The 23,067-nt window shown below is 38.7% G+C and carries 16 protein-coding genes; 7 read left to right on the forward strand and 9 right to left on the reverse strand.

Annotated features, from left to right (window positions below; translation table 11 throughout):
- The first annotated feature begins 270 nt into the window (after positions 1–270).
- The 4 genes from VB654_RS17270 to VB654_RS17285 all read left to right on the forward strand — a co-directional run bounded on the left by VB654_RS17270 (position 271) and on the right by VB654_RS17285 (position 8,323).
- Complete coding sequence (locus VB654_RS17270; RefSeq protein ID WP_323215047.1) at positions 271–633, forward strand: response regulator transcription factor; 363 nt, start codon at positions 271–273, stop codon at positions 631–633.
- 156 nt (positions 634–789) lie between these two features.
- Positions 790–1,263 (forward strand): chemotaxis protein CheW, encoded by a 474-nt coding sequence (locus VB654_RS17275; RefSeq protein ID WP_323215048.1) that lies wholly within the window; start codon positions 790–792, stop codon positions 1,261–1,263.
- A 48-nt stretch (positions 1,264–1,311) separates the two neighbouring features.
- On the forward strand, positions 1,312–4,611 hold the full coding sequence (locus VB654_RS17280) for a GAF domain-containing protein (protein ID WP_323215049.1): 3,300 nt from the start codon (positions 1,312–1,314) through the stop codon (positions 4,609–4,611).
- 115 nt (positions 4,612–4,726) lie between these two features.
- Positions 4,727–8,323 (forward strand): hybrid sensor histidine kinase/response regulator, encoded by a 3,597-nt coding sequence (locus VB654_RS17285; RefSeq protein WP_323215050.1) that lies wholly within the window; start codon positions 4,727–4,729, stop codon positions 8,321–8,323.
- A 219-nt stretch (positions 8,324–8,542) separates the two neighbouring features.
- On the opposite strand, the gene VB654_RS17290 is transcribed toward VB654_RS17285, so the two are convergent.
- The 5 genes from VB654_RS17290 to VB654_RS17310 form a co-directional block, all read right to left on the reverse strand.
- Positions 8,543–10,615: an ATP-binding protein gene (locus VB654_RS17290; RefSeq protein WP_323215051.1), complete on the reverse strand. Its 2,073-nt coding sequence runs from the start codon at positions 10,613–10,615 to the stop codon at positions 8,543–8,545.
- A gap of 154 nt (positions 10,616–10,769) precedes the next feature.
- Entirely contained in the window at positions 10,770–12,044 is a 1,275-nt protein-coding gene (gene urtA / locus VB654_RS17295) for an urea ABC transporter substrate-binding protein (protein ID WP_323215052.1), read from the reverse strand.
- Complete coding sequence (locus VB654_RS17300; protein ID WP_323215053.1) at positions 12,037–12,954, reverse strand: ABC transporter permease; 918 nt, start codon at positions 12,952–12,954, stop codon at positions 12,037–12,039. Before VB654_RS17300 ends, urtA begins: the two co-directional genes overlap by 8 nt.
- A gap of 29 nt (positions 12,955–12,983) precedes the next feature.
- Complete coding sequence (locus tag VB654_RS17305) at positions 12,984–14,066, reverse strand: spermidine/putrescine ABC transporter substrate-binding protein (protein ID WP_323215054.1); 1,083 nt, start codon at positions 14,064–14,066, stop codon at positions 12,984–12,986.
- A 2-nt stretch (positions 14,067–14,068) separates the two neighbouring features.
- The gene (locus VB654_RS17310) at positions 14,069–15,202 is read right to left on the reverse strand and encodes an ABC transporter ATP-binding protein (protein ID WP_323215055.1); all 1,134 of its coding nucleotides are present in this window, start codon (positions 15,200–15,202) and stop codon (positions 14,069–14,071) included.
- A gap of 286 nt (positions 15,203–15,488) precedes the next feature.
- Between VB654_RS17310 and mrdA the strand changes: the two genes are divergently transcribed.
- Entirely contained in the window at positions 15,489–17,297 is a 1,809-nt protein-coding gene (gene mrdA, locus VB654_RS17315; RefSeq protein ID WP_323215056.1) for a penicillin-binding protein 2, read from the forward strand.
- Between the two features lie 136 nt (positions 17,298–17,433).
- Here mrdA and VB654_RS17320 read toward each other — a convergent pair whose 3' ends face one another.
- From VB654_RS17320 to VB654_RS17330, 3 genes are all read right to left on the reverse strand, one after another.
- On the reverse strand, positions 17,434–17,838 hold the full coding sequence (locus tag VB654_RS17320) for a biopolymer transporter ExbD (protein ID WP_323215057.1): 405 nt from the start codon (positions 17,836–17,838) through the stop codon (positions 17,434–17,436).
- Complete coding sequence (locus tag VB654_RS17325; RefSeq protein ID WP_323215058.1) at positions 17,822–18,475, reverse strand: MotA/TolQ/ExbB proton channel family protein; 654 nt, start codon at positions 18,473–18,475, stop codon at positions 17,822–17,824. Before VB654_RS17325 ends, VB654_RS17320 begins: the two co-directional genes overlap by 17 nt.
- Positions 18,476–18,900: 425 nt before the next feature.
- Entirely contained in the window at positions 18,901–19,716 is an 816-nt protein-coding gene (locus VB654_RS17330) for a M15 family metallopeptidase (protein ID WP_323215059.1), read from the reverse strand.
- 101 nt (positions 19,717–19,817) lie between these two features.
- On the opposite strand from VB654_RS17330, the gene VB654_RS17335 reads away from it, so the two are divergent.
- Positions 19,818–20,735, forward strand: coding sequence for an AEC family transporter (locus tag VB654_RS17335; protein ID WP_323215060.1), 918 nt, complete (start codon positions 19,818–19,820; stop codon positions 20,733–20,735).
- On the opposite strand, the gene VB654_RS25270 is transcribed toward VB654_RS17335, so the two are convergent.
- Positions 20,721–20,951 carry a glycogen debranching N-terminal domain-containing protein gene (locus VB654_RS25270; RefSeq protein ID WP_416235692.1) on the reverse strand — a complete coding sequence of 77 codons (231 nt, stop codon included), beginning with the start codon at positions 20,949–20,951 and terminating at the stop codon, positions 20,721–20,723. The genes VB654_RS17335 and VB654_RS25270 overlap by 15 nt on opposite strands.
- Before the next feature lie 1,007 nt (positions 20,952–21,958).
- Between VB654_RS25270 and VB654_RS17340 the strand changes: the two genes are divergently transcribed.
- A partial coding sequence (locus VB654_RS17340; protein WP_323215061.1) for a GMC family oxidoreductase occupies positions 21,959–23,067 on the forward strand: 1,109 nt, incomplete at its 3' end.

Below are 23,067 nucleotides of genomic sequence, written 5' to 3' on the forward strand. Positions count from 1 at the left end.
GCTTGGTGATTCAGGATACTTACCAAAAAATATTTTTAACAGTTGAGGTTTAGAAAAATTAAGCCCTAACTGTCAATGGAATTCACAAGATATTTTTTGTAGATTTAATAAATTAAGTGAAAAATTTGCTAATCATAGTATTTTCTCTGATCCCAATATAGAAATTATCAATCAAAATTAAAGAAAATTTTTACTTCATCTTTGTCTAATTTGGATACATAGCTTGAGTTTTTTGTTTTCGTTTTTAAAATAAATTTACAGGTGATTACCATGAATACTGTATTAGTAGTTGAAGATGGTTTGACTGATATGGAAATCATCAGCCGTTATTTACAGCAAGCAGGTTACTATGTAATTAGCGCTACTAGTAGTGAAGAAGTTCAGATTAAAATAGACAGTAATAAACCGGATCTGATATTTCTTGATGTAATTCTCCCAGGAAAAAGCGGATTTGAAATTTGCCGAGAATTGAAAAATAACCCCGATACCAGCAAAATTCCCATTGTTTTCTGCTCAACTAAAAATAGCGATGTCGATAAAATGTGGGGAAATATGCTGGGTGCTGAGGCTTATCTTGCTAAACCAATAAATCAAGAAGAGTTAGTAGTTACCCTGAAAAAATTGCTGAGGTGAAACTGGAGCATTTGCAAATCTTTGGAATTAACTTGCTCATAGTTTGTGAATGCTACAAATTCCCACATTTATCTGTAGTATCAATTTAAAATTTACAATCCAAAATCTAAAATTGTCTGACTAAAATTAATCATCTATATCAAAGGACAAATAACTTTGGAGAACAAGCAGAAATTTTTAAGTTTGAATTTGGGTACAAGAGATACAGCAGTAATTTCTCTACAGCAGATTACAGAAGTATTTCAAGTCTCCTTAGCCGATATATGTGGTGTTCCCCAAATGCCAAGTTGTGTTTTGGGTATCTATAACTGGCGTGGCGAAATGCTTTGGTTAGTTGATTTAGAAGAAATGCTGGGTTATCCACCAGTTCTGCAAGAAGCAAATTTACTTTCAAATATGATGGCGATTGTCCTAGAAAGAGAGGGTAAACATTTAGGGTTATTAGTACGCTCTCTGATGGATATTGAATGGCTAGATAGCAATCAAATAAAACCTCCATCTGCGGAATTATTTTATCCCGCCATGTTGCCTTTCTTACAAGGATACTTGATTAATAGTGCTGAGGAGATGGTTTTAAGTTTAGATGCTACGGCGATTATTCAGTCTCCTATGTGGGCTATTAATAACTAATTTTAGTTTCCTGTTGACTACTATTCACAATTTTTGAGGTTTTTAACAATGACAGTTGCATATCATAATAGCCACGAAAATGAGTCTACAACTTCTGAATTAGAAGATTTAGAAAACCAGCATAATGGCAATAGTAAGACTACATCTGAATTAAGTGTAGTTTCCCAAGAATTTAAAAATTGGCGGCGACAATTCCAAGAAATTACAAATCGGATGCGTCAAACCCCAGATATAGATACGCTACTTCAAGTTACTGTGTCACAAGTGAGAGCGAAAATTGGTGGCGATCGCGTGTTGATTTATCGCTTTACTTCTCTAGAGGCTGGTACGGTTTTATCAGAATCTCGAACCAGAGGTTGGACACCAACTCTCAATGAAAATCTTCCTGGTATTCTTTTTGGTTTATACACCAGTGACGACTATTTAGACGCTGTAGTAATTAATGATATTGATCAGGTACAGCTGACACCTTATCAAAAGCAACTACTAGAAAAGTTTCAAATCAAATCTAGTTTGAGTTTACCAATTTTAGTAGAGGGTAAAGTCTGGGGTTTATTAGTAATCAATAATTGTGCTTCTACCCGTCAATGGCAAGAAAATGAAACTACGCTACTATTTCAAATTGCTACAGAAATCACCTACAGATTACAAAGCTTTGAATACCAACAAGAATCACAACAGCAGATATTAGCAAAGAAATCAGTAGCCAAAGTCATTGATAAAATTTTGCGGGTATCAAACCTCGATAAAATTTTCCAAACAACCACGCAAGAAATTCGCCAATTATTACGATGCGATCGCGTTGGTGTTTACCGCTTTGAACCTGACTGGAGTGGTAAGTTTGTCGCTGAATCAGTGGCTGATGGTTGGATTAAAATGGTGACTCCAGATTTTAAAATGGTCTGGGAAGACACACACCTCCAAGAAACCAAAGGTGGACGTTATGCCAAGGGTGAAAGCTTTGCTGTCAATGACATTTATCAAATGGGTCATGCTCAATGCCACATTGATATTTTAGAACAATTTGACATGAAAGCCTATATAATTGTCCCTATTTTTTCTGGGGAAAAATTGTGGGGTTTATTGGCAGCATATCAAAATTCTGGCCCTCGTGAATGGCTATCTTGGCAAGTTAACTTTTTGACTCAAATTGGCTTGCAATTTGGTGTAGCTATCTCCCAAGGTGAATATCTAGAACAAGTGCAGTTAAAGTCTGAGCAATTAGTGCAAATTGCCGACCAAGAAAAGGCTCTCACCAAGACAATTAGCCGCATTCGACAAGCTTTAGATGTAGAGAGTTTCTTCAGAACCACCACTCAAGAAGTCCGCCAATCATTAAGATGCGATCGCGTCGCTGTGTATCGCTTCACAGAAGATTGGGGTGGTGAATTTGTGGCAGAGTCAGTGGGTAACAACTGGGTAAAACTGGTAGGCCCTGATATTACCACAGTCTTGGATGATACCTACTTACAAGACACTCAAGGAGGACGTTATGCCAAAGGGGAAACCTTTGTTGTTAATGACACTTATACAATAGGTCTGGCTCCTTGTCATATCGAGATTTTAGAGCAGTTTGAAGCCAAAGCTTATGTGATTGTGCCGATTTTCTTTGGTGATAAACTCTGGGGCTTATTCGGAGCTTATCAAAACTCTGGCTCTCGTGAATGGCAACCCTGGGAAGTTAACTTTTTAAATCAAATTGCCCTGCAATTTAGCCTAGCAAAATCACAAATAGATTATTTAGAACAAGTACAGATAAAATCTGAGAAACTAGCTCAGATAGCCGAAGAAGAAAAAGCTGTTACTAAAATAGTCAACCGCATTCGTCAATCCTTAAATGTAGACGAAATTTTCAAAATAGCCACTCTAGAAGTCCGTCAATTATTAAGATGCGATCGCGTGGCTGTTTATCGCTTCAAACCAGATTGGGGCGGTGAATTTATCGCTGAATCAGTAGGACAGAATTGGGTCAAACTCGTAGGTGTTGATATCAAAACCGTTTGGGATGATACCCACTTACAAGAAACTCAAGGAGGTCGCTATGCCAAAGGTGAAAGCTTTGTCGTTAAAGATATCTATCAAGTAGATCATTCTCCTTGCCACATCGAAATTTTAGAGCAATTTGAAATCAAAGCTTACATCATAGTTCCTGTATTCTCTGGGGAAAAACTGTGGGGCTTATTAGCAGCTTATCAAAATTCTGCTCCTCGTGATTGGGAAGCATCCCAAGCCAACTTATTAGCACGCATTGGCGACCAGCTAGGATTAGCATTACAGCAAACTGAATATTTACAACAATTACAAGGACAATCAGCAAAACTAGCAGAAGCCGCAACACGAGAAAAAGCCGCCAAAGAACTGCTGCAACAACGATCTATTCAACTGCTAACAGCCCTCAGACCAGCCCTGAATGGAGATTTAACAGTCCGCGCCCCCATTACCGAAGACGAACTAGGTACAATTGCAGATGCCTATAACAATACTTTGCAAGCACTACGGCAAATCGTCATCCAAGTACAAGGAACTTCCCAAAAAGTAGCCCAAACTTCCAGTACTAGCGATGCTTCACTAGCCGGACTGACAAATTTAGCAAAACAACAGTCTCAGGAAATTGCCACAGCCCTCAAAGACATTCAACAGATGGTCGATTCTACTCAAGCTGTGGTGACTAACGCTGACTTAGTACAAGTGGCAGTGCAGAAAGCTAACCAAACCGTAGAGTCTGGTGATGCAGCAATGAACCAAACTGTGCAAGCTATCCAAGCGATTCGTGAAACCGTCGCCCAAACCAGTAAAAAAATTAAACGCCTCAGTGAATCTTCGCAAAAAATCTCCAAAGTGGTGAACTTAATCAGCAATTTTGCCACACAGACAAACGTACTGGCGTTGAATGCTGCTATTGAAGCCACTCGTGCAGGTGAATATGGTAAAGGCTTTGCTGTTGTAGCCGATGAAGTTCGTTCCTTATCTCGCCAATCAGCCGCAGCCACAATTGAAATTGAGAAGTTAGTTCAAGAAATTCAATCTGAAACTGGGGAAGTAGCAGTAGCGATGGAAGCTGGGATTCAGCAAGTGGTAGAGGGTACAAACTTTGTGAGTGAAACCCGTCAAAACTTGAACGAAATTGTTTCTGCCACTGCCGACATCAGTCAGCTAATCCAGCAAATTACCGCAGCCACCCAAAAACAAATGGGACAATCTGTAACGGTAACAACATCAATGCAAGATGTCGCCGAAATTGCCAACAAGACTTTTACCGAATCTCAGGCAATTGCTGCTGTCTTGCAAGATTTATCAGGAATGGCACAAGATTTATTAGCAACTGCTAGTAAATTCAAAGTCAATTAATTAAGAAATAAATATCTTTGTGTCTTTGTATTTTACTATGAAGACACGAAGATACAAGCACCCAGTAAAATGAAAACTGATGAATTGATTATCTTAAAATCCCCACTTTCTTATTATGATTACAGATGCAGAAATTCGCGAGCAAGGCTATATATATTTTCTAGCAGAAGCACCAGATTTATTGCAAATTATTGAACAAGAACTATTCAGTTTAACAGAAGAATTTAGTATTTCTAAAGTTCATAAGTTAATGCGGGCAACTCATACCCTTAAGGGCGGTTCTGCTAACGTGGGGCTAGAGGTCATTAAGATGATCTCCCATTCTTTAGAAGATGTATTTAAAGCTCTTTATAGTCCAGATGTGGTGATTGATGGTGAACTACAAACGCTCTTATTTCAAGCTTACGAATGCCTGAGCCTCGCTCTAAATACTGAACTCACAAATAGTACCGTTAATCAGGAAGAACTTCTGCAAAGAGCAGCTTTAGTTTTTGCTCAATTACAAGAAAAACTCGGTGATGCTTTTGGCGCTGAAACTCATATTCCTACTTCCGAGGAATTAGGGTTTGATATTGTGCAATCTATTTTTGAAACTGGTGTTAAACAGCGTTTAGAAAGTATTGCTGAAGCTATTATTAATCCACCTGATGATGAGGAATTCAAAAAATATTTAATTTCTCATGCTGAGGTATTTTTGGGGTTGGCAGAATCCTTAAATTTACCTGGTTTGCAAGAAATTTGCCAAGCAATGATGGCCGCACTACTAGCACACCCCAAGCAAGTAAATCAAATTGCCAAATTAGCTCTTGCTGACTTACAGCAGGCGCAAACAGATGTACTAGCAGGCGATCGCACTCGTGGTGGTAAACCTTCCCCAGAGTGGCAAAAATTTACAGATGCAGTAAATGAAGTAAATCAAGTAGATGTGTTAGGTGAAGAGTTATCTGGATATACTGGAAAATTTCTCAGCAATGCCAAAGAATTTTATGAATTTCTCACAGTATCTGGTAATACTAAAAATGAGGGTATCAAACCAACAACCGCCAAATTATATTTAAAAGTCATCTACTATATTTTTGGCTGGTTTAATCACCAGATGGACGTACCCAAAGAAAAACTTGATTTATCTTTGCTGATTCCTAAATCTGAGAAAGATCACCAAATAAATTATATTACTAATTGGTTGAATGATTTTTTACATTTTGTCCAAAGTGAAGAAGATAGCCATAGTCTTTGCCTTTATCGTCACGGGATAATTTTAATCATTCTGTTAGCAGTGGCTAAATTTGAATATATATCTGATAAATCTGACAACTATACTCTGTTAGTCCAAACATTACAAAACCAAATCCAGACATTAGCAAAAGAATATAAAAATTATCCCCCTGTTAATTCCCAAGAAAGAAATTGGCTTGACAGTCCTAAATTAAGACAATTGCTAGTTTTCAAGGAAATATCAATTCCTGAATTACCTAGTTCCGAAAATTTAATAGAATCAATATGGGGAGGAGAAGCTGATCAAAATATCACTGATGAAGAAGTTAACGAATCATTAGCTGTCACTGAACAGGTGGTCGCAGATATTTTGGACACAGACATTGAAGCTATTCCTGATGCAATTATCCAAAACAATGAACAAATACAGGATAAGTATCAGCCATCAGAAAGTAAAACTTATCGAAAACCTACATTCATTCGTGTAGATGTAGACAAACTGCAACACCTTAATTATCTAGCTGGCGAATTACTCATTCATCAAAAACGCCGGACATTATATGATGAAAAGGTTCAAGAAATCTTAGAGCAATTATTAGAGCGATTTAGCAAACACCAAGCAACTTTGAATCAATTAAGAGATTTGCCTTTACAGATGCAAAATTTCACATCCCAATCTACACAAAATTTTGCCTCAGTGAAATTTGATTCTTTGGAAATGGATGTATATACAGAATTTCATCTTTCGTTGCATGAAGCAATGGAAGAAACTATGCAATTACAAGAAACTACAGAATCTCTGGAATTACTTCTTAAACAAGCTACTCAAATTAGTGACCAAAAGCAGAATTTGGCTTTTAATATCATAGATAATTTGGTAGAGGCGCGTTTATCACCTCTGGGGAATGTCCTCAATCGTTTACCCCAGTTGGTAGAAAAGTTGGGAAGTGTATATCACAAACTTGTAGAATTGAAACTCACAGGTACGGGAGTGCTAGTTGATAAAGCAATTGCAGAAAAGCTGTATGAACCATTATTACATTTAGTCCGTAATGCTTTTGATCACGGGGTTGAATCTCCACAACTGCGTCAAGAACGTGGTAAGCCAGAACAGGGATTAATTGAAATTTGCGCCTATCATCAGGGTAGTCAAACTGTGATTGAAGTCAGGGATGATGGACAAGGATTAAATTTTGAGAGTATTCGCAAGAAAGCTATTGAATTAGAATTGATCGCTGATGATGATTCTAGAGGCTATTTTTCGCACTCTGAACAATCCCAATTGTTAGATTTGATGTTTTTTCCTGGATTGTCCACGGCGGATCAGGTCAATGAAATCTCTGGACGTGGAATGGGGTTAGATATTGTGCGTTCTCAGTTACAAGCACTCAATGGCTCTATATCAGTGCAATCTTTACCCAATCAAGGTACAATTTTTACCCTTAAAATACCTTTATCTATGACCACTGACACATTAATGTTAGTCCAGGCGGGAGGGGTTGTCTATGCCCTACTATTGGACAGTATCGAAAAAATATTGATTCCTGTTAATCAGCACATCAGGGATTTTGAAGGCAAAAGAGTTTTACATTGGAACACAGATGAGAATGAAACTATAGTCACCCTACATCAATTTTCTGAGTTAGTTGACTATCAAGGTTCATTATTCAATGGTGCTAGTTTACTAAACGATGCATCAATTAACCATGAAGTTGGATTAATGAAAAATCCTGTACTGCTACTACGGAGACATCAAGGCGTTTTCGGTTTAGAAGTTGACCAAATAATTGGTGAACAAGAATTAGTAATTAGACCTTTAGGAAATGCGATCGCTCCCCCCAAATATGTTTATGGTTGTAGCACTTTAGCCAACGGTAATCTCATCTTAGTAATTGATGCTACACTCCTCCTGGAGTCAAAGGAAAGTCCAACCAGGCTGGATATTGCAGCACTACCAGCAGCTGATAATTCAGAGCAAAAAGCCTTAGCGATGTCAGCTTATGCTGTTCCAAATATGCCTTTATTAACTGGCTCTGCACCCACAAATACAATAGAAGAAACACCCAGGCGCTCTTTAGAAGCAAGTCGCAAAGCTCCAAAAGTGATTTTAGTTGTAGATGATGCCATTAGCCTCAGACAAACCCTCTCTCTGACGCTGCAAAAATCTGGGTATCAAGTCATACAGGCACAAAATGGTATAGAAGCTTTAGAACAGTTGCAACGCCATCCAGAAATTCAGGTAATTATCTCTGACTTAGAAATGCCACGAATGAATGGTTTTGAGTTGTTAAGCAATCTTCGTCAAAACCCCAATTTCGTCAATCTACCCATAATAGTACTCACTTCTCGCAGTGCCGAAAAACATCGTCAGCTTGCCCAAGAACTCGGCGCAAATGCTTATTTAACTAAGCCATATTTAGAGCATGAATTTCTCTCGATTATCAATGATTTAATCAATCAAGAAAAACAAGATTCAGCTTCTTTGTTAATGGTATAGTCAAATTATGAGTGTTGCTAACTTATTGTATAAAAAAGTAGCTATTTCAAAGCTTTGATTAAGTAAATAAGTAGAGCAGCAGGAATAATTCAAGGTTTGTAGTAAGGACTTTAGTCCTTATTTGAAGGCTGAAGCCCTCACTAGGAAACAATCTCAATGTTTTTTACATTACTTAATGTACTTTGATTTATTCTCGCCCACTTACTTACTTAAGAAAATTTAAATAAAAGGAAATAAAATCAAAAATTTTGTCCCCTGATTGTGGGCAGAAATACATTGTAATTTTCCATGATGTATTTCAGTAATAATTTTATAGCTAATAGATAAGCCTAATCCTGTACCTTTGCCTATAGGCTTAGTAGTAAAAAAGGGGTCAAATAATTTCTTGTGAACATTCTCAGGAACACCTAGACCATTATCAGAAATACTAATATATACCTGATTATCTTTAGTCAGTTCAGTACGAATAAAAATTTGGGGTTTTCTAGTGAAATCTTGGCTGCTCATAGCTTCTTCTAAAGCATCAATAGCATTAACTAAAATATTCATAAATACCTGATTAAGTTGTCCCGCATAACAACCTACCAACGGTAATTTACCATATTCTTTATTCACAGTAATTTCTGGACGTTCGGAGGTAGCTTTTAGACGATTTTTTAAAATCATGAGTGTACTATCAATACCTTCATGAATATTCACAGCTTTGCTTTCTGACTCATCCAATCGAGAAAAATTGCGTAAAGATAGAACAATATCTTTTATTCTTTTAGCTCCTATTTCCAGAGAAGATAGTAACTTAGGGAGGTCTGTAACTATAAAATCTAGAGAAATATCTTCTGTAAGTTCTTGAATTTCTGCAACTGGATGAGGATAATAATGTTGATAAAGTTGGATTAGTTTGAGCAAATCTTCCATGTATTCCTGAGCAGGAGGAATATTACCGTAAATAAAGCTAACTGGGTTGTTAATTTCATGTGCTACACCTGCAACTAATTGACCTAAACTAGACATTTTTTCGCTCTGGATTAGTTGATTAGCTAATTGTTGTGCTTTATCTTCTAATTCAGCTAAAATGTCAGCTAATGTCTGATTAGCAGTAGCTAATTCTATCTCTCGCAATTTGATAGTTTCAAAAGATTTTTCTAGGTTTTCTGACAGATAGTTAAATGATTCTGCCAGTTGACCAATTTCATCATTGGTAATTACTTGTGCTTTTTGATCAAAATTTCCTTTCGCCAATTCTTTGACAGCTGTAGTCAGTTCTGTAACTGGCTTAGAAATTGATTTAGCAACTACAATAGCGGCAAAGACTACTAAGATAAGTGTAATTGTAACTAAAATAATAATTATATTTCTCTGGGTTTTCAATGAAGCAAAAGCTTCATCTGTATCCATTTTGACTAATAAACCACTATTTAAAGAAGGTAAATATCTCCAAGCTGCAATAGTTTCTTTACCTCGATAATCAATGTTAATCCCAAAGCCTTTAATTCCCTGAGCAGCTTGTTTAAGTGGATGTGATGTCTGCTGATTAATTTTCATAGTTCTGTTAAAAGCAGCATTTGCATCATGACGGATGGGTGAAGTGAAGATTATGGTTTGATCAATTTTGGAAACTACAATTGTTTCGCCTGTTTGACCCAAACCAATATAATTATTAACTACTTTATTAAACTCTTGATTATTTAATTTTAATACTAATACACCAATGATTATATTGTTCCTAAAAATGGGAGCAGCAATAAAAGCGACGGGTTCTTTAGTATCTAAATGATAGCCAAAGTTAGATATTTCTACTTGCATTAATGTTTTGGCTCGATCAAAAACTTTGGCTAACTCATGATTTTTGTAGCTTCCTGTATAAAAATTAGATCCAAGTTCTTGACCACCTTTGACTGAAAACACAGCATCACCAGCCTGAGATATGAGAATAATATCAGAGTAACCAAAGATTTCCAAATAATTGTTTATAAATATTCTATACTGTTGATCTAATTGTTGATATTCTGGAGAATCAAGACCATTTTTTTCAAATACCTGTTGATATTTTTGAACAGCATCAATTATGTTGGGAATTTTTGTAATAGCTGTGGCATTATTTTTCCGTTCATGAATATATTTTTCTAGCCATTTAGCTTTGCTATTTGCCATAGCAATCAAATGATTTTTAGTTTCTTGTTTCTGAGAACTACTGGCAATATAATAATTTAAACAAGTAATTGTCGTCAGAGGCAACAAGGCAATTATTAAAAACCACAAGATTAATTTGTTGGCTATTTTGATATTTTTCACATCTCCATTCCCAATTGATATTTATATAGGGTAGTCAAAGAAGAGAAAATCATTACTTAGTCGGGAGTGTAAAGCAATTTTCAACACCTCCTGTTTCCTGCTCCCCCTGCCGCTTCGGTGAATGGCTGGAAATCCCCTGAAAAAGATTGCATGATTAACCAGAATTTGCCCAATTATTATTCCAGCCTTCATAAAGAGATTGGAGAAAAACTTCCCAAGAGGCTTGAGAACGGGAGAGGGGATAAGGCCGGGGTTTAATTGGTTTATCTGAGTTCCACACAACTTTAAATTGTCCGTCTGCTTGGATTTTCCCAACTCGTACTGTCTTCCAGGTATGTTGATTTTCAGGGTCTATATACACAATACCTTCTGGTGCTAAAAAACTTTGATCTTTGATATATTCCCGAATAGCATTGACATTATCTGTACCAGCATCTTGAATTGCTTGCGCCCACAGGTAAACACCGAAATATGCCGCCTCCATCGGGTCAGATGTGACTCTATCTTTACCATATTTTTGCTGAAACTTCTTGATAAATTCATCATTTCTAGGATTATCAATACTTTGGAAATAATTCCAAACAGCGTAGTTACCGACCATATCTTGAATAGAAAAATGACTGAGTTCTTCTTCAGCCAGACTAAAAGAAATAGTGGGAATTTTATCGGCAGTAATTCCAGCATTTTTCAAAGCTTGGAAAAAGTAAATATTACTGTCGCCATTAATAGTATTTAAAATAATATCTGGTTGAGTGGCTACAATTTTTTGAATAGCTGTTGCAACTTGATTACTTCCCAAGAGAATATATTCTTCGCCGAGAATTTTACCTTGCAATGCTGTTACTTGGTCTTTAATAATGGCGTTGGCTGTACGAGGAAAAATATAGTCAGAACCTACTAAAAAAAATTTCTTCCCTAAATTATCAAAAGACCATTTGACAGCCGGAATAATTTGTTGATTAGGTGCAGCACCTGTGTAGATTATATTGGGCGATGCTTCTAGTCCTTCGTACTGCACTGGATAAATCAGTAAATGATTATATTTATTAAATACAGGGTTAACTGTTTTACGACTAGCAGAAGTCCAACAGCCAAAAACAGTAACAACTTTTTCTTGTACAATCAATTTTTCGGCTTTTTGAGCAAATGTTTGCCAATTAGATGCGCCATCAACAACAATTGGCTGAATTTTTTTGCCGATAACACCACCTTGAGCGTTAATTTCTTCAATAGCCAGTAAAGTGGCATCGACTACAGATTTTTCACTAATTGCCATTGTGCCACTAAGAGAATGTAGAATTCCGACCTTAATAGGTTTCTTGGCAATTTGAATTTGAGTATGAATAAACAAAAAGATGATGATTGTTAATGCAAAAGTTAATAATAAAAGAAGATTTTTTTTATGCATAAGTAATGCAGCATTAGCCATGATTATTAACTTCACCAAATTTAATTACCAACGCGATCGCGATACTAACAACTAAGATTAATGTCATACTCAAAGCTGAACCAAAGCCCCAATTTTGGGTAACTCCGAGAAATTGGTTATAAACTAACCTTGCGGCTGTCATACTAGAAGCCCCACCTAGTAATTCTGGGTTGATAAAATCCCCTAATGCGGTGATTAAGACTAGCATGGAACCGGCAGTAATGCCTGGCAAAATTTGGGGGAAGGTGATTTTACAAAAAGTTTCTATGTCATTTGCACCTAAATCTGCGGCTGCTTCTAATAAGCGCTGATCTAGCTTTTCGAGAGAGGCATAGAGGATTAATACCATATAGGGTAATAAACTATAGCTCATGCCAATTAATACGGCTGGCATTCGGTGCAGTAATTCTAAAGTTGGTAAGCCTAAACTGCTGAGTAAGCTATTCAATAAGCCAGTAGGACGTAAAATAGTAATCCAAGCGTAGGAACGCAGTAGGGAGGAAGTCCATAAAGGCAGAACAAAGCCGAGAAGCAGTAAATTTCGCCAGCGTTGCGGGGCTATTTGAGCAATCCAATAGGCCACAGGTAAGCCTAATATCAGGCAAATTATGGTTGTGGCGATCGCTAACCACAGAGACCGGCCAATGACTTGCAGATATAAAGGATCAAATATCCGAATATAGTTATCCAATCCACTGGGGTTAACTATATCTCCTGGCCGAATATTGGGTACTAAACTTAGCTGCAAAATTAATAGTGTTGGTAACACCAGCAAAAGTAATAACCAAATACCAGATGGGGTGAGTAATACTAATGGTTGGAGCCAGTTTAGCTGAGGTCGAGGTGTCTTTTGTATTTCTATATCTTTGGCTGATAAATATATTTGTGTTGAGTTATTTTTCTGAGGCATAATAATTTAAGAATTATACTCTGATTGTTTTAATTACTAGTTAATTGAGTCCAGTAACGCTCATAAACATCTTCCAAGTCGCCTAAAGGGGTAATGCGTTCGCACCTTTCTAACAATGAGTTAGGGGGAAATAAATTTTGGTTGTTTTTGATTTGATTGGGTAATTTTTCAAAGCCAATACGATTAGGAGTAGCCAGATTCATGCGTTGGCTAATCATAGCTGCTACTTCTGGTTTTAACATAAAGTTAAGCCAGTCATAAGCTCCATCGATATTGGGGGCAGTTTTAGGGATAACGATTGTATCAGTCCATAGTGAAGAACCACTGCGAGGAATGATGTATTTGAGTTGAGGATTTTCCCTATTAACTTTGATGGCATCAACCGAATAACACATTGCTAATATTAAATCTCCAGCCAGCATTTGATTTTGCCAAGCATCTGTATCAAAGGATGCGATCGCGGGTTTTAACTCTAACAGTTTTTCATAAGCTTGTTTAATTTGGCTTTCATCTTTTGAATTATATGAATAACCTAACATTCGTAAAACTGCACCCATCACTTCCCGGACATCATTTAACAACGTCATCCGCTTATTCAGGATTCCCTGATTTTGCCAAAGATAGTCCCAATCTTCTGGTGCATCTTTGAGGATTGCTGAATTGTAAATTAAACCTGTTGTTCCCCAGCTAAAGGGGATGCTATGACGATTTTTGGGGTCATAACTAGGATTTTGGAACTGAGAAAATAATTGCTCGATACCCTGCAAGCGCTCATGATTTAATTCAATTAATAACCCTTGCTCTTCCATCTTCTGCACCATATAGTCAGATGGATAAATGAGGCTGTAAACACCACCACCACCCGCCAAGAGTTTAGCTAACATCACTTCATTAGAATCATAAACATCGGCCAGGGTTTTTATGCCTGTTTGGGTAGTAAAAGTTTGTAGTAATTCTTGATCGACATATTGCGTCCAAGTGTAAAGATGCAATTGGTCACTGCTGCCAGAATTTGTTGCCGATCTGACATTACCTAATTGCCAGCTACAACTAGCCAGGGAGAAACTAGAAAGTGCTGCTATCCCTTGTAAAAACTTCCGTCTATTAGTCATCACTAGTTATTTAATAAAGCTATACAATCACTTTCAGTCCACCAAGCGTGGATGGGTGTATCACGATCTGGTAAATTACCAAAGGTATTGGGTTGCAAAACATTAATGCTCACACCATTTGCCAATTCCACAACATAATTAACATGGGTTCCTAAATACATGATATTACCTAGCCGTCCTTCAAAGCAGTTAGTTGAGACACCAGGCTGATAGAGGGAAAGTTGAATTTTTTCTGGGCGTACACTCACCACTATTGCTTGAGATAATTCTGTTGGTGTGTCTTGACTGCGGGCGACATTAATTTTCAGTCCCGTTTCTGTAGTAATTTGCACGGTTGTAGATTCTACATGAGTGATTTTGCCACTAAATAAATTAGTATCACCAATAAAATTAGCGACAAAGGGCGTTAGGGGATGCTCGTAAATTTGTCTAGGAGTACCGATTTGCTCAATTTTGCCTTGATTCATCACGGCGATGCGATCGCTTAGAGACATAGCTTCTTCTTGGTCATGTGTCACCATGATAAAGGTCAATCCTAAATTTTGGTGTAAATTTGACAACTCCACCTGCATATCTTTACGCAACTTTAAATCTAAAGCCCCCAAAGGTTCATCAAGCAATAAAACCTTGGGGCGATTGACTAAAGCCCTGGCTAAAGCCACCCGTTGCTGTTGACCACCAGAGAGTTGATTGGGAAAGCGCGATCGCAAATTTTCCATTTTTACCAGCATTAAAGCTTCTTGAACTCTGGCTTCAATTTCTGATTTGCGGAGTTTTTTATGAAGGCGCAATCCAAAAGCAATGTTATCCCATACATTCATATGGTTAAACAAGGCATAACTTTGAAAGACAGTATTTACAGGTCGGCGATAAGCAGGGACATTAGTCATCGGCTGACCTTCAATCAATACTTTGCCACCATCAGTCATCTCAAATCCAGCTATTAAGCGTAATATGGTTGTTTTACCACAACCAGAAGGGCCTAAAATACTAAAAAATTCTCCCTGCCTGATATCCAAATCGACTCCATGTATTGCGGGTTCTTTGTGAAAAAACTTGAACACATGACGCAATTCAACGTCCAAGGGCTGAGACGTTGTGATTTTATTTTGATTTTGCGTAACAGTTTGAGCCATAATCCTCAGTAGAATATTCTGATATTAGGAGAATTTTTTGATTAATGTGGTCTATTGCAACTGATAATTGAGTAGTTAGGACTGACGCACAAACTACGTGCAGAAGTAAACCCTTGACATTTTGTGTAGGGTAGGGGTAATAAACCCTTTCCTTTCTGATAAATTATGCAGTATAAGAGTTGTTTGAAAGTTCATAGGTCAGGCGATCGCTTTAGCGCTAAATTCCCGGTAGGTTATTAGCATCATCGTATACATATTAATACTAGTTTAAAATTTTTTTTGTCTTATGACTTTATGGCAATCATCTCCACTGGGCGAAAAAAAAAATACACGCACAGTTGGCCGAAATTTTCAGCCCCTATTTTTAATTGCATTTACCTTATTAATGACCACTGGCATCGCCGTGCGCTTGGCATACTTACAAATTTTCGAAGGAGCGCAACACCGTTCGCAAGCAGAAGCTAACCGAGTGCGGATAATTCCCAAACAGCCAGAAAGGGGTAATGTTTTTGACCGCAATGGCAAACTTTTAGCCAGTACACGTTCTCCTCGTTCTGTATATTTATGGCCAATGGCGCATACCAAGGCTGGGTGGTGGGTCGTCGGTTCACGTCTAGAGAAAATTCTGGAGATCCCTAAAGAAGAAATAGAAAAAAAATTACAAGAGGCCGGGCCCAACTCTTCTTCACTAATTCGCATTGCCCGTGACCTGAATGAAGCCCAAATTACTGCTCTCAAAGAGTATGAATATGAGCTAAACGGTGTAGAAATTCATGCAGAAGCTGTTCGCTACTATCCCCACGGAAAAGAATTAGCCCATGTATTAGGCTATACGCGAGAACTAACTGCCGAACAATTAGCACGGAGGCGAAAGGAAGGCTATCGATTAGGAGATGTCATTGGTCAGATGGGGGTTGAAAAAGTTTACGAAAATGTCCTCCGGGGGGAATGGGGCGGTCAACAAGTAGAAGTAGATGGCGCTGGTCGTCCAATTCGGGTATTGGGAGAGAAGCAGGCCAAGGCTGGTAATGATGTAAATTTAACGATAGATTTAAATCTACAAATTGCCGCAGACAAAGCTTTGGGTAATTACAACGGTGCTATTGTGGCACTTGACCCCAAAAATGGCGCAGTCTTAGCAATGGTATCTCGTCCCACCTTTGACCCGAATATCTTCTCTAAACAAAAACTTTCGCAAAAAGACTGGGAAACCGTCCAAGGGGCAAACCATCCTTTAGTTAATCGCGCTCTGAGTTCTTTTCCGCCCGCCAGTACCTTCAAAATTGTCACTACGGCAGCTGCATTGGAATCAGGTAAATTTTCTCCTAACACCATCCTACAAACCTACCCTTATTTAAACATTGGTGGTACAAGATTTGGTGAATGGAACCATGCTGGATTCGGTCCTTTAGGTTTTGTGGGTGCAATGAAGTGGAGTAGTGATACTTTCTTTTATCAAGTTGCGAGGACAGTGGGTGGCCCCACGTTGATTGAATGGACTCGTAAATTTGGATTCGGTCAAAAAACTGGCTTTGATTTTGAATCGGAGGAAAGCAGAGGTTTAGTACCAGACGACGAGTGGAAACGCAAAATTCGTCAAATGCCTTGGACTATAGGAGACAGCGTTAATATGTCCATTGGTCAAGGTGCTTTATTAGCTACTCCTTTGCAAGTAGCTGTGATGTTTGCAGTGCCAGCTAATGGCGGCTACCGAGTCCAGCCCCATCTGCTTAAAGATAATGAAGAATCCAGAAGTTGGCGAGAACCTGTAAAGATGAAACCGACAACACTCAAAATTATTCAAGACGGACTCAGAAAGGTGATTACTGAGGGTACTGGTAAAGTTTTGGATAAACCCACACTTCCCCCAGTAGCGGGTAAAACAGGCACAGCTGAAGCGTGGCAGGGTGGGGTGAAAAAGAATCATGCTTGGTTTGGTGCTTATGCCCCAGCAGACAAGCCAGAAGTCCTGATTGTCGTTTTTACTGAACATTCTGGTGGTGGTGGTGGTAGTCTGGCTGGCCCGATGCTTTTAGAAATTATGGAAGACTATTTTCAACGTAAGTACCCTGGTAAATATGAAAAACCACAGTAAGGTTACTTGAAGAGTATCGTTGGTACACGGACTTTAAAGATGTAGCAATGCTACATCTCTAAATTTAACTGAACACCAGTTGTATCAGTACACGGAGAAAGGATAAAAAGATGGATTTAATTAGTTAATTACTTACTTAGGGTTTTTGGGTAGAAATCGCTAACTTCGCTCCTTTTACCTGACGCACCCGATCCATAATTGCCACTACCTGACCATGCCCGACTTTCTCATCAGCATTAATAATTACCAACGCTTCTGAATTAGAACCAATCATAGTCCGCAATTGCTCTGCTAATGAATCAACTTGGCTCGGTTCACGATTGACGCTAATGACTCCGTTTTCCTCCACTGTGACGGTAATTTTCATGGGAATTTGCTGTTGTGTGGCTGTGGTTGCTGTAGGTAAATTCACTGGCAATCCTTCAGACCTAGTTAAAAACAGCGTTGACATGATAAAAAACGTTAAAATCGCAAATATCACATCAATCATCGGTAAGATGTTGATCTGTGCTGGTAAATCGGCTTCATCTGGTAGACGCATAATTCTTCTCTCCTCGTTCGTAGCGGCGGCGGTAAAGTAACTCTAATTGTCCTCCATACTCTTGAATCAGAGCAATTTGACGGACATATAAACCCCGAAAAGAGTTGGCAAATAAGAGTGTAAATATCGCCACTACTAAGCCTGTGGCAGTGGAAACTAAAGCTTCACTAATACCAGCCGTTACACCTGCGGTTTTTGTCCCTCCGACATCACCAATATCGAGGGAAGCAAAGGAAGCAATCAATCCTAACACAGTACCCAGTAGACCTAATAATGGTGCTAAACCGATGATGGTCTCAAAGATGTTTTGAAAGCGTTTAAGTAAGGGTATCTCTGCTTGGGCTTCACTTTCTAATGCCAAACGAAATTCTTCGGGATTTGGTTCTTCCAATTCCAAAGCTGCCAGAAAAATCCGTGCTAGAGGCAAATCTGCATTTTTCTGTAGTTTATCCACTGCACCAACTACGTTATCTAGCCGATAAAGTTTCAATACGTCTCTAATTACAACGCTTTGACGGTTATTGATTCTTAACCAAAATCGGATACGTTCAAAAATCAGTGCTACGGCTAACACGGAAAACCCGAATAGCGGCCACATCACTACACCGCCAGAGGTAAACAGATTATTAATTCCCATTTAATGCCTCGTCACAAATAATTAATACACAACTAGATGAGTAGAATCTTCAGGCAAATTGATACTTTTTGTCAAGAGAGTATTATAGTATATCTCTCTGTCTAGATGACAAAAAGTGCAGCTGCGTTCCTGTTTCCGGTGAGATTTTCGGCATTTTACGTCTAAAAACTTAGGCGAGATATATTCTTACTGTTAACTTACTGTTAAAAGACAAGCTGTCACAGTTTCGTAATATCATTAGGAATTACGCAAATATCCACCCTAGAGGGAATTTCGATTAGAGAACTCCACAAAGAAGTTGATCCAAATTTCTGCAACTAAAATGACCTTTCTTCCCCCTGCTCCCGTTCGGCTACGCTCACGGCAAGCCCGCTCCCTGCCCCCCTGCTCTCAAAACGACGGGTTATTTTTTATTTGGAAGTCTCTTATGGTTGTGTAGAGTTGATGTTTCTAGCTTTATAGAATAATTCTAAACTATGGCGATCGCCTACAAAACGCCAGTGCCAAGGCTCATAACTCACACCTTGAGGATTATTCTCAGGAAAGGAAATTTCAAAGCCAAAACGAGCCGCATTTCCTTCCAACCACCGAAAAGCTTTAGTATTTGCAAAGTTGGTTTGCAGATTAGTTGCTGGTACTGCCCCGTCACCTATATCCACAGCGTAGCCTGTATGATGCTCACTGTGTCCAGGGGGCGCACTGACAGTAGCTCTTTCGCTTGGGGTTTGATTGCGTCTAGCACCAACACCAAAAAATAACTGTTCCTGCTCTTTTACTGAGCGAAAACCCGAAATTGGCGCTAAAATTACACCTTCACGTCGCGCCGCTTGCGTCATCGCCTGATATCTTTCGGCCGCAACTTTTCGTAGTCTAATACGCCCATCTGCGGTAATTGGTACTAGTTCTGACTTTGGTGCTTCTGGGTATGTCAAATGACCCAAGAGCGCATCAATATTATTATCTTGACTATTGACAGAATCACTAGATTGTGCATCTACGGGAGTTGTGCCATTAGATGCAAGTTGAGGCTCAACTGTGTTTCTAGGTGCGATCACAAAAAACCAAAAACTAGCAATTAACCCCAGGAAAATTAACCCGGATACTCCTGTGATCAGTAAAATCAGATTTGGCGAAAGTCTCTTAGGTGCTGCTTCAGGGCTATCGCGTAAAGCCACTGGAATATCTTCACCAGAGTCACCTGATAAGTTATGCGGTTGTCCAGAAAACCGGGCTTTATTCAAGGATCAACTCCTGCTTTTGTGCAATATTCTTCAAAGATTGTAGACTAGACACAAATAAACATCTTCCGTAGTATTCACATCTATGATTCTTCCGCACAATCTTGGCTAACCTCCTAGAACTATACGTCAAACTGGTGGGCTTAGTCCTAGTAGGCTTTATTCTGGGACGCAAACTACCTCATACGGTTCCTACTCGTGTGGGTCAATGGTTATTTTGGGTAGGAGTACCTGTAAGTATTGTCGCTTTTTTACGTCAAGCGGACTTGTCAGGACAGATTTGGATTGCACCAGCGATCGCTTATTTAGCCATTTCATTAGGAGCATTTTTAGCTTGGTGGGGAATGAAAGGGCAAGCCTATTTTACCAAAACTATTCACCAAAAATCCACTCAAGGTAGTTTGCTCCTGGCGGCAATGGTTGGTAACACAGGTTATCTGGGTTTTCCCATCACCCTCGCATTGGTCGGGCAAGAATACTTTGCCTGGGCTTTATTCTACGATATGTTAGGAACACTATTCGGTGCTTATGGCTTCGGAATAGTTTTGGCATCTCATTTCGGTAGTAATCTCAGCAATTATTGGCAAATTACTCAGTCGATTTTAATTAATCCTGCCCTGTGGAGTTTCGCCTTTGGCTTGCTATTTCGTGAAGTAACGCTCCCTTCTGTCTGGGAATCTAGCCTAGAAAAATTAGCTTGGGGCGTTATTGCTTTAACTTTAATATTAATTGGGATGCGACTTTCTCAGCTTCATTCTTGGGACAGGCTACCGGAAGCAGGAATCAGCTTAACAATTAAAATGTTGATAGTTCCTTTAGTCATCGGCAGTACATTATCATTTGTTGGCGTAACTGGTGAACCTGCAAAGGTAATTGTGCTACAAATGGCTATGCCTCCAGCATTTGCCACAATGGTAATCGCCGAAACCTTTAATCTTGACCGCGACTTGGCAGTTACCTCTTTAGCAGTGGGATCTATAGTATTACTACTTACCCTCCCCCTTTGGCTATGGCTCTTTTAAATATTCACAAATAACATATCTCGTTTCAATATCTCCCCAACGCACACATTGCTGTGATTCCACCTCGAAAATATCCGCAAAATCAAAACCGAAAGCAATTTCTAGATTGAACTTAACAAATTTCGAGCCATTATTTTTAATATCAATATCCTCATTTCTCTGTGGTTCGTTGATGAATTTACAGCACTTTGCAAGTAAATGAAGTACACACATCATCTGTATTTATCTGTGGACAATTAATTAAATCCTGACTTGAGTATGTACCGTACTTACATGAAATCTGCTGTATCACCCAGACTCCGTACTTTATTTTGTGGTAAATACGAAAATACCACCCCAAAAATTCAGTATTAATACTGGAAAAAATTCTATGGATAAAAGTAGAACAATAATATAAGTATTAATAAGCACCTTAGCATTAGCTTGTACTACAAAGAACTACCTTGACCTCTCAATTATCCTCTATCCAGATTTTTTTCGCTGAGACATTGGTTGTCAGTTTGTCAAGTATGTTTTTTGCATCTAGCCATTAATACTATAATCACAATTTCTTATGTATTAATTATACTAATGAGAGAAATTACTCTGACAGAGGTTGCCACAAGAAAGTTAAGAATAAATTTGGGCAAGTAACTGGAGAAATTAGCGCGCATTTATATCCTGAAAGCTTTATATATATGGAGTTACAGCCATTGTAGCGTCATGATGTCGCGCCTAAAATGGGATTATTGCCGCGCCGGAAAAATAAAAAATACTCCTACAGGTGATCTAAAAAAGACATCAACACTGTTAAAACGTTTACTCACCTATATTTATATGTATTTATGTAACATTGTGAGTGATAACCGCTTATTTACAGTCATAATAATAAGCGTCGTTTCCAAACACATAAATTACAACTTCTCTAAATCAGAGACACAACTCATCTACAAATTCAGAAATTCGCTACTAGAGCCGTATAGATTATTGCCCAATACTTATGCATTCCTAAGTTAGTGGCAATAAAGCTAGTAAACGAACATACAACATCTTTAGTTACAAACAAAACCTCAGTATTTCTCTCGAAAAAGTTGCTGGCAGTTCTAAAAGAACTTCGTCAATGTTCATTCATACCAGTGATTGCGCCTTCAATAATGATATTGCTGAAGCAAAACTCCTCTTCAATCATCTGGAAATGTTGCCAAATAAATTCATATCAAAGAGTAGCCTTGAAGGAGTAACTAATGAGTCCAAGTCAAACAACTTTCAACTCTGTCGATTGCAAGACTGTCTCTGAAACGTTTTATGATGTTGTTATCGTAGGATCTGGAATCGCTGGAGCTATTGTTGCCAAAGAACTAAGTCAACAAGGAAAGACGGTTTTAATCTTAGAAGCCGGAAAAACTAAGGATTTAACCATTGCGGGCTTTCAGAATTATGTAGACACCTTCTACAGTGCAGTGGCCAAGGACGCTAACTCCCCGTATCCCAAAAATCCTAATGCTCTCAGCCCCAATAATATTGGAGATTATTTTGTAGAATTAGGTCCCATGAAACTTGGAGGTTCCTATACACGAGTTCCCGGCGGGACAACGATGCACTGGGAAGCGAAAACTCCACGGATGTTACCGGAAGATTTCAAGTTACGAAGTATCTATGGGCAAGGTCTTGACTGGCCGATTAGCTATGAAGAACTGATGCCCTATTACCGCAAAGCGGAGTACGAGATAGGGGTTTGTGGAGACACAGATGAGCAAGAAAAACTAGGTGTCCCATTTGAAGATGGCTATGTTTTTCCTATGGAAAAGCTTCCCCCCTCTTACTTGGATCAAAAAGTAGTTGAGAAAGTTAGTGGGACTAAAGTTGAAATTTATGGCGAAACCCTGGAATTAAGTTTTGCTACTTTTCCTCAAGGTCGCAATGGTGTACCCAATCCTAAATACGATCATGGTAACGTTTTTGTGCCTGAAGGAATTGCCGCTACCAATCCTGTTCAGTATGGAGAACGTTGCCAAGGAAATGCCAACTGTGTTCCCATTTGTCCGGTTCAAGCAAAATATGATGCTCGTAAAACTTTAGTTAAAGCCTTCCAAACAGGTCGGGTTCATTTACTCTCCCAAGCAGTAGCTTTTCGGGTAGAAATTGATCCTGAAAACGGTCGTGTCACTAGCATTCACTACAAGCTTTATGATGATCCAAATTCTCCTCAACATACGACAGGAATCGCTCAAGGGACTTTATTTGTCTTAGCGGCTAATGCAGTGGAAAACGCTCGGTTGATGCTTGCTTCTGAATTACCTAATACCAGTGGACTCATGGGCTGCCATCTCATGGATCACCCCTTCATGTTATC

It is taken from the genome of Nodularia sp. UHCC 0506 (assembly GCF_034931045.1).
Classification (GTDB): domain Bacteria; phylum Cyanobacteriota; class Cyanobacteriia; order Cyanobacteriales; family Nostocaceae; genus Nodularia.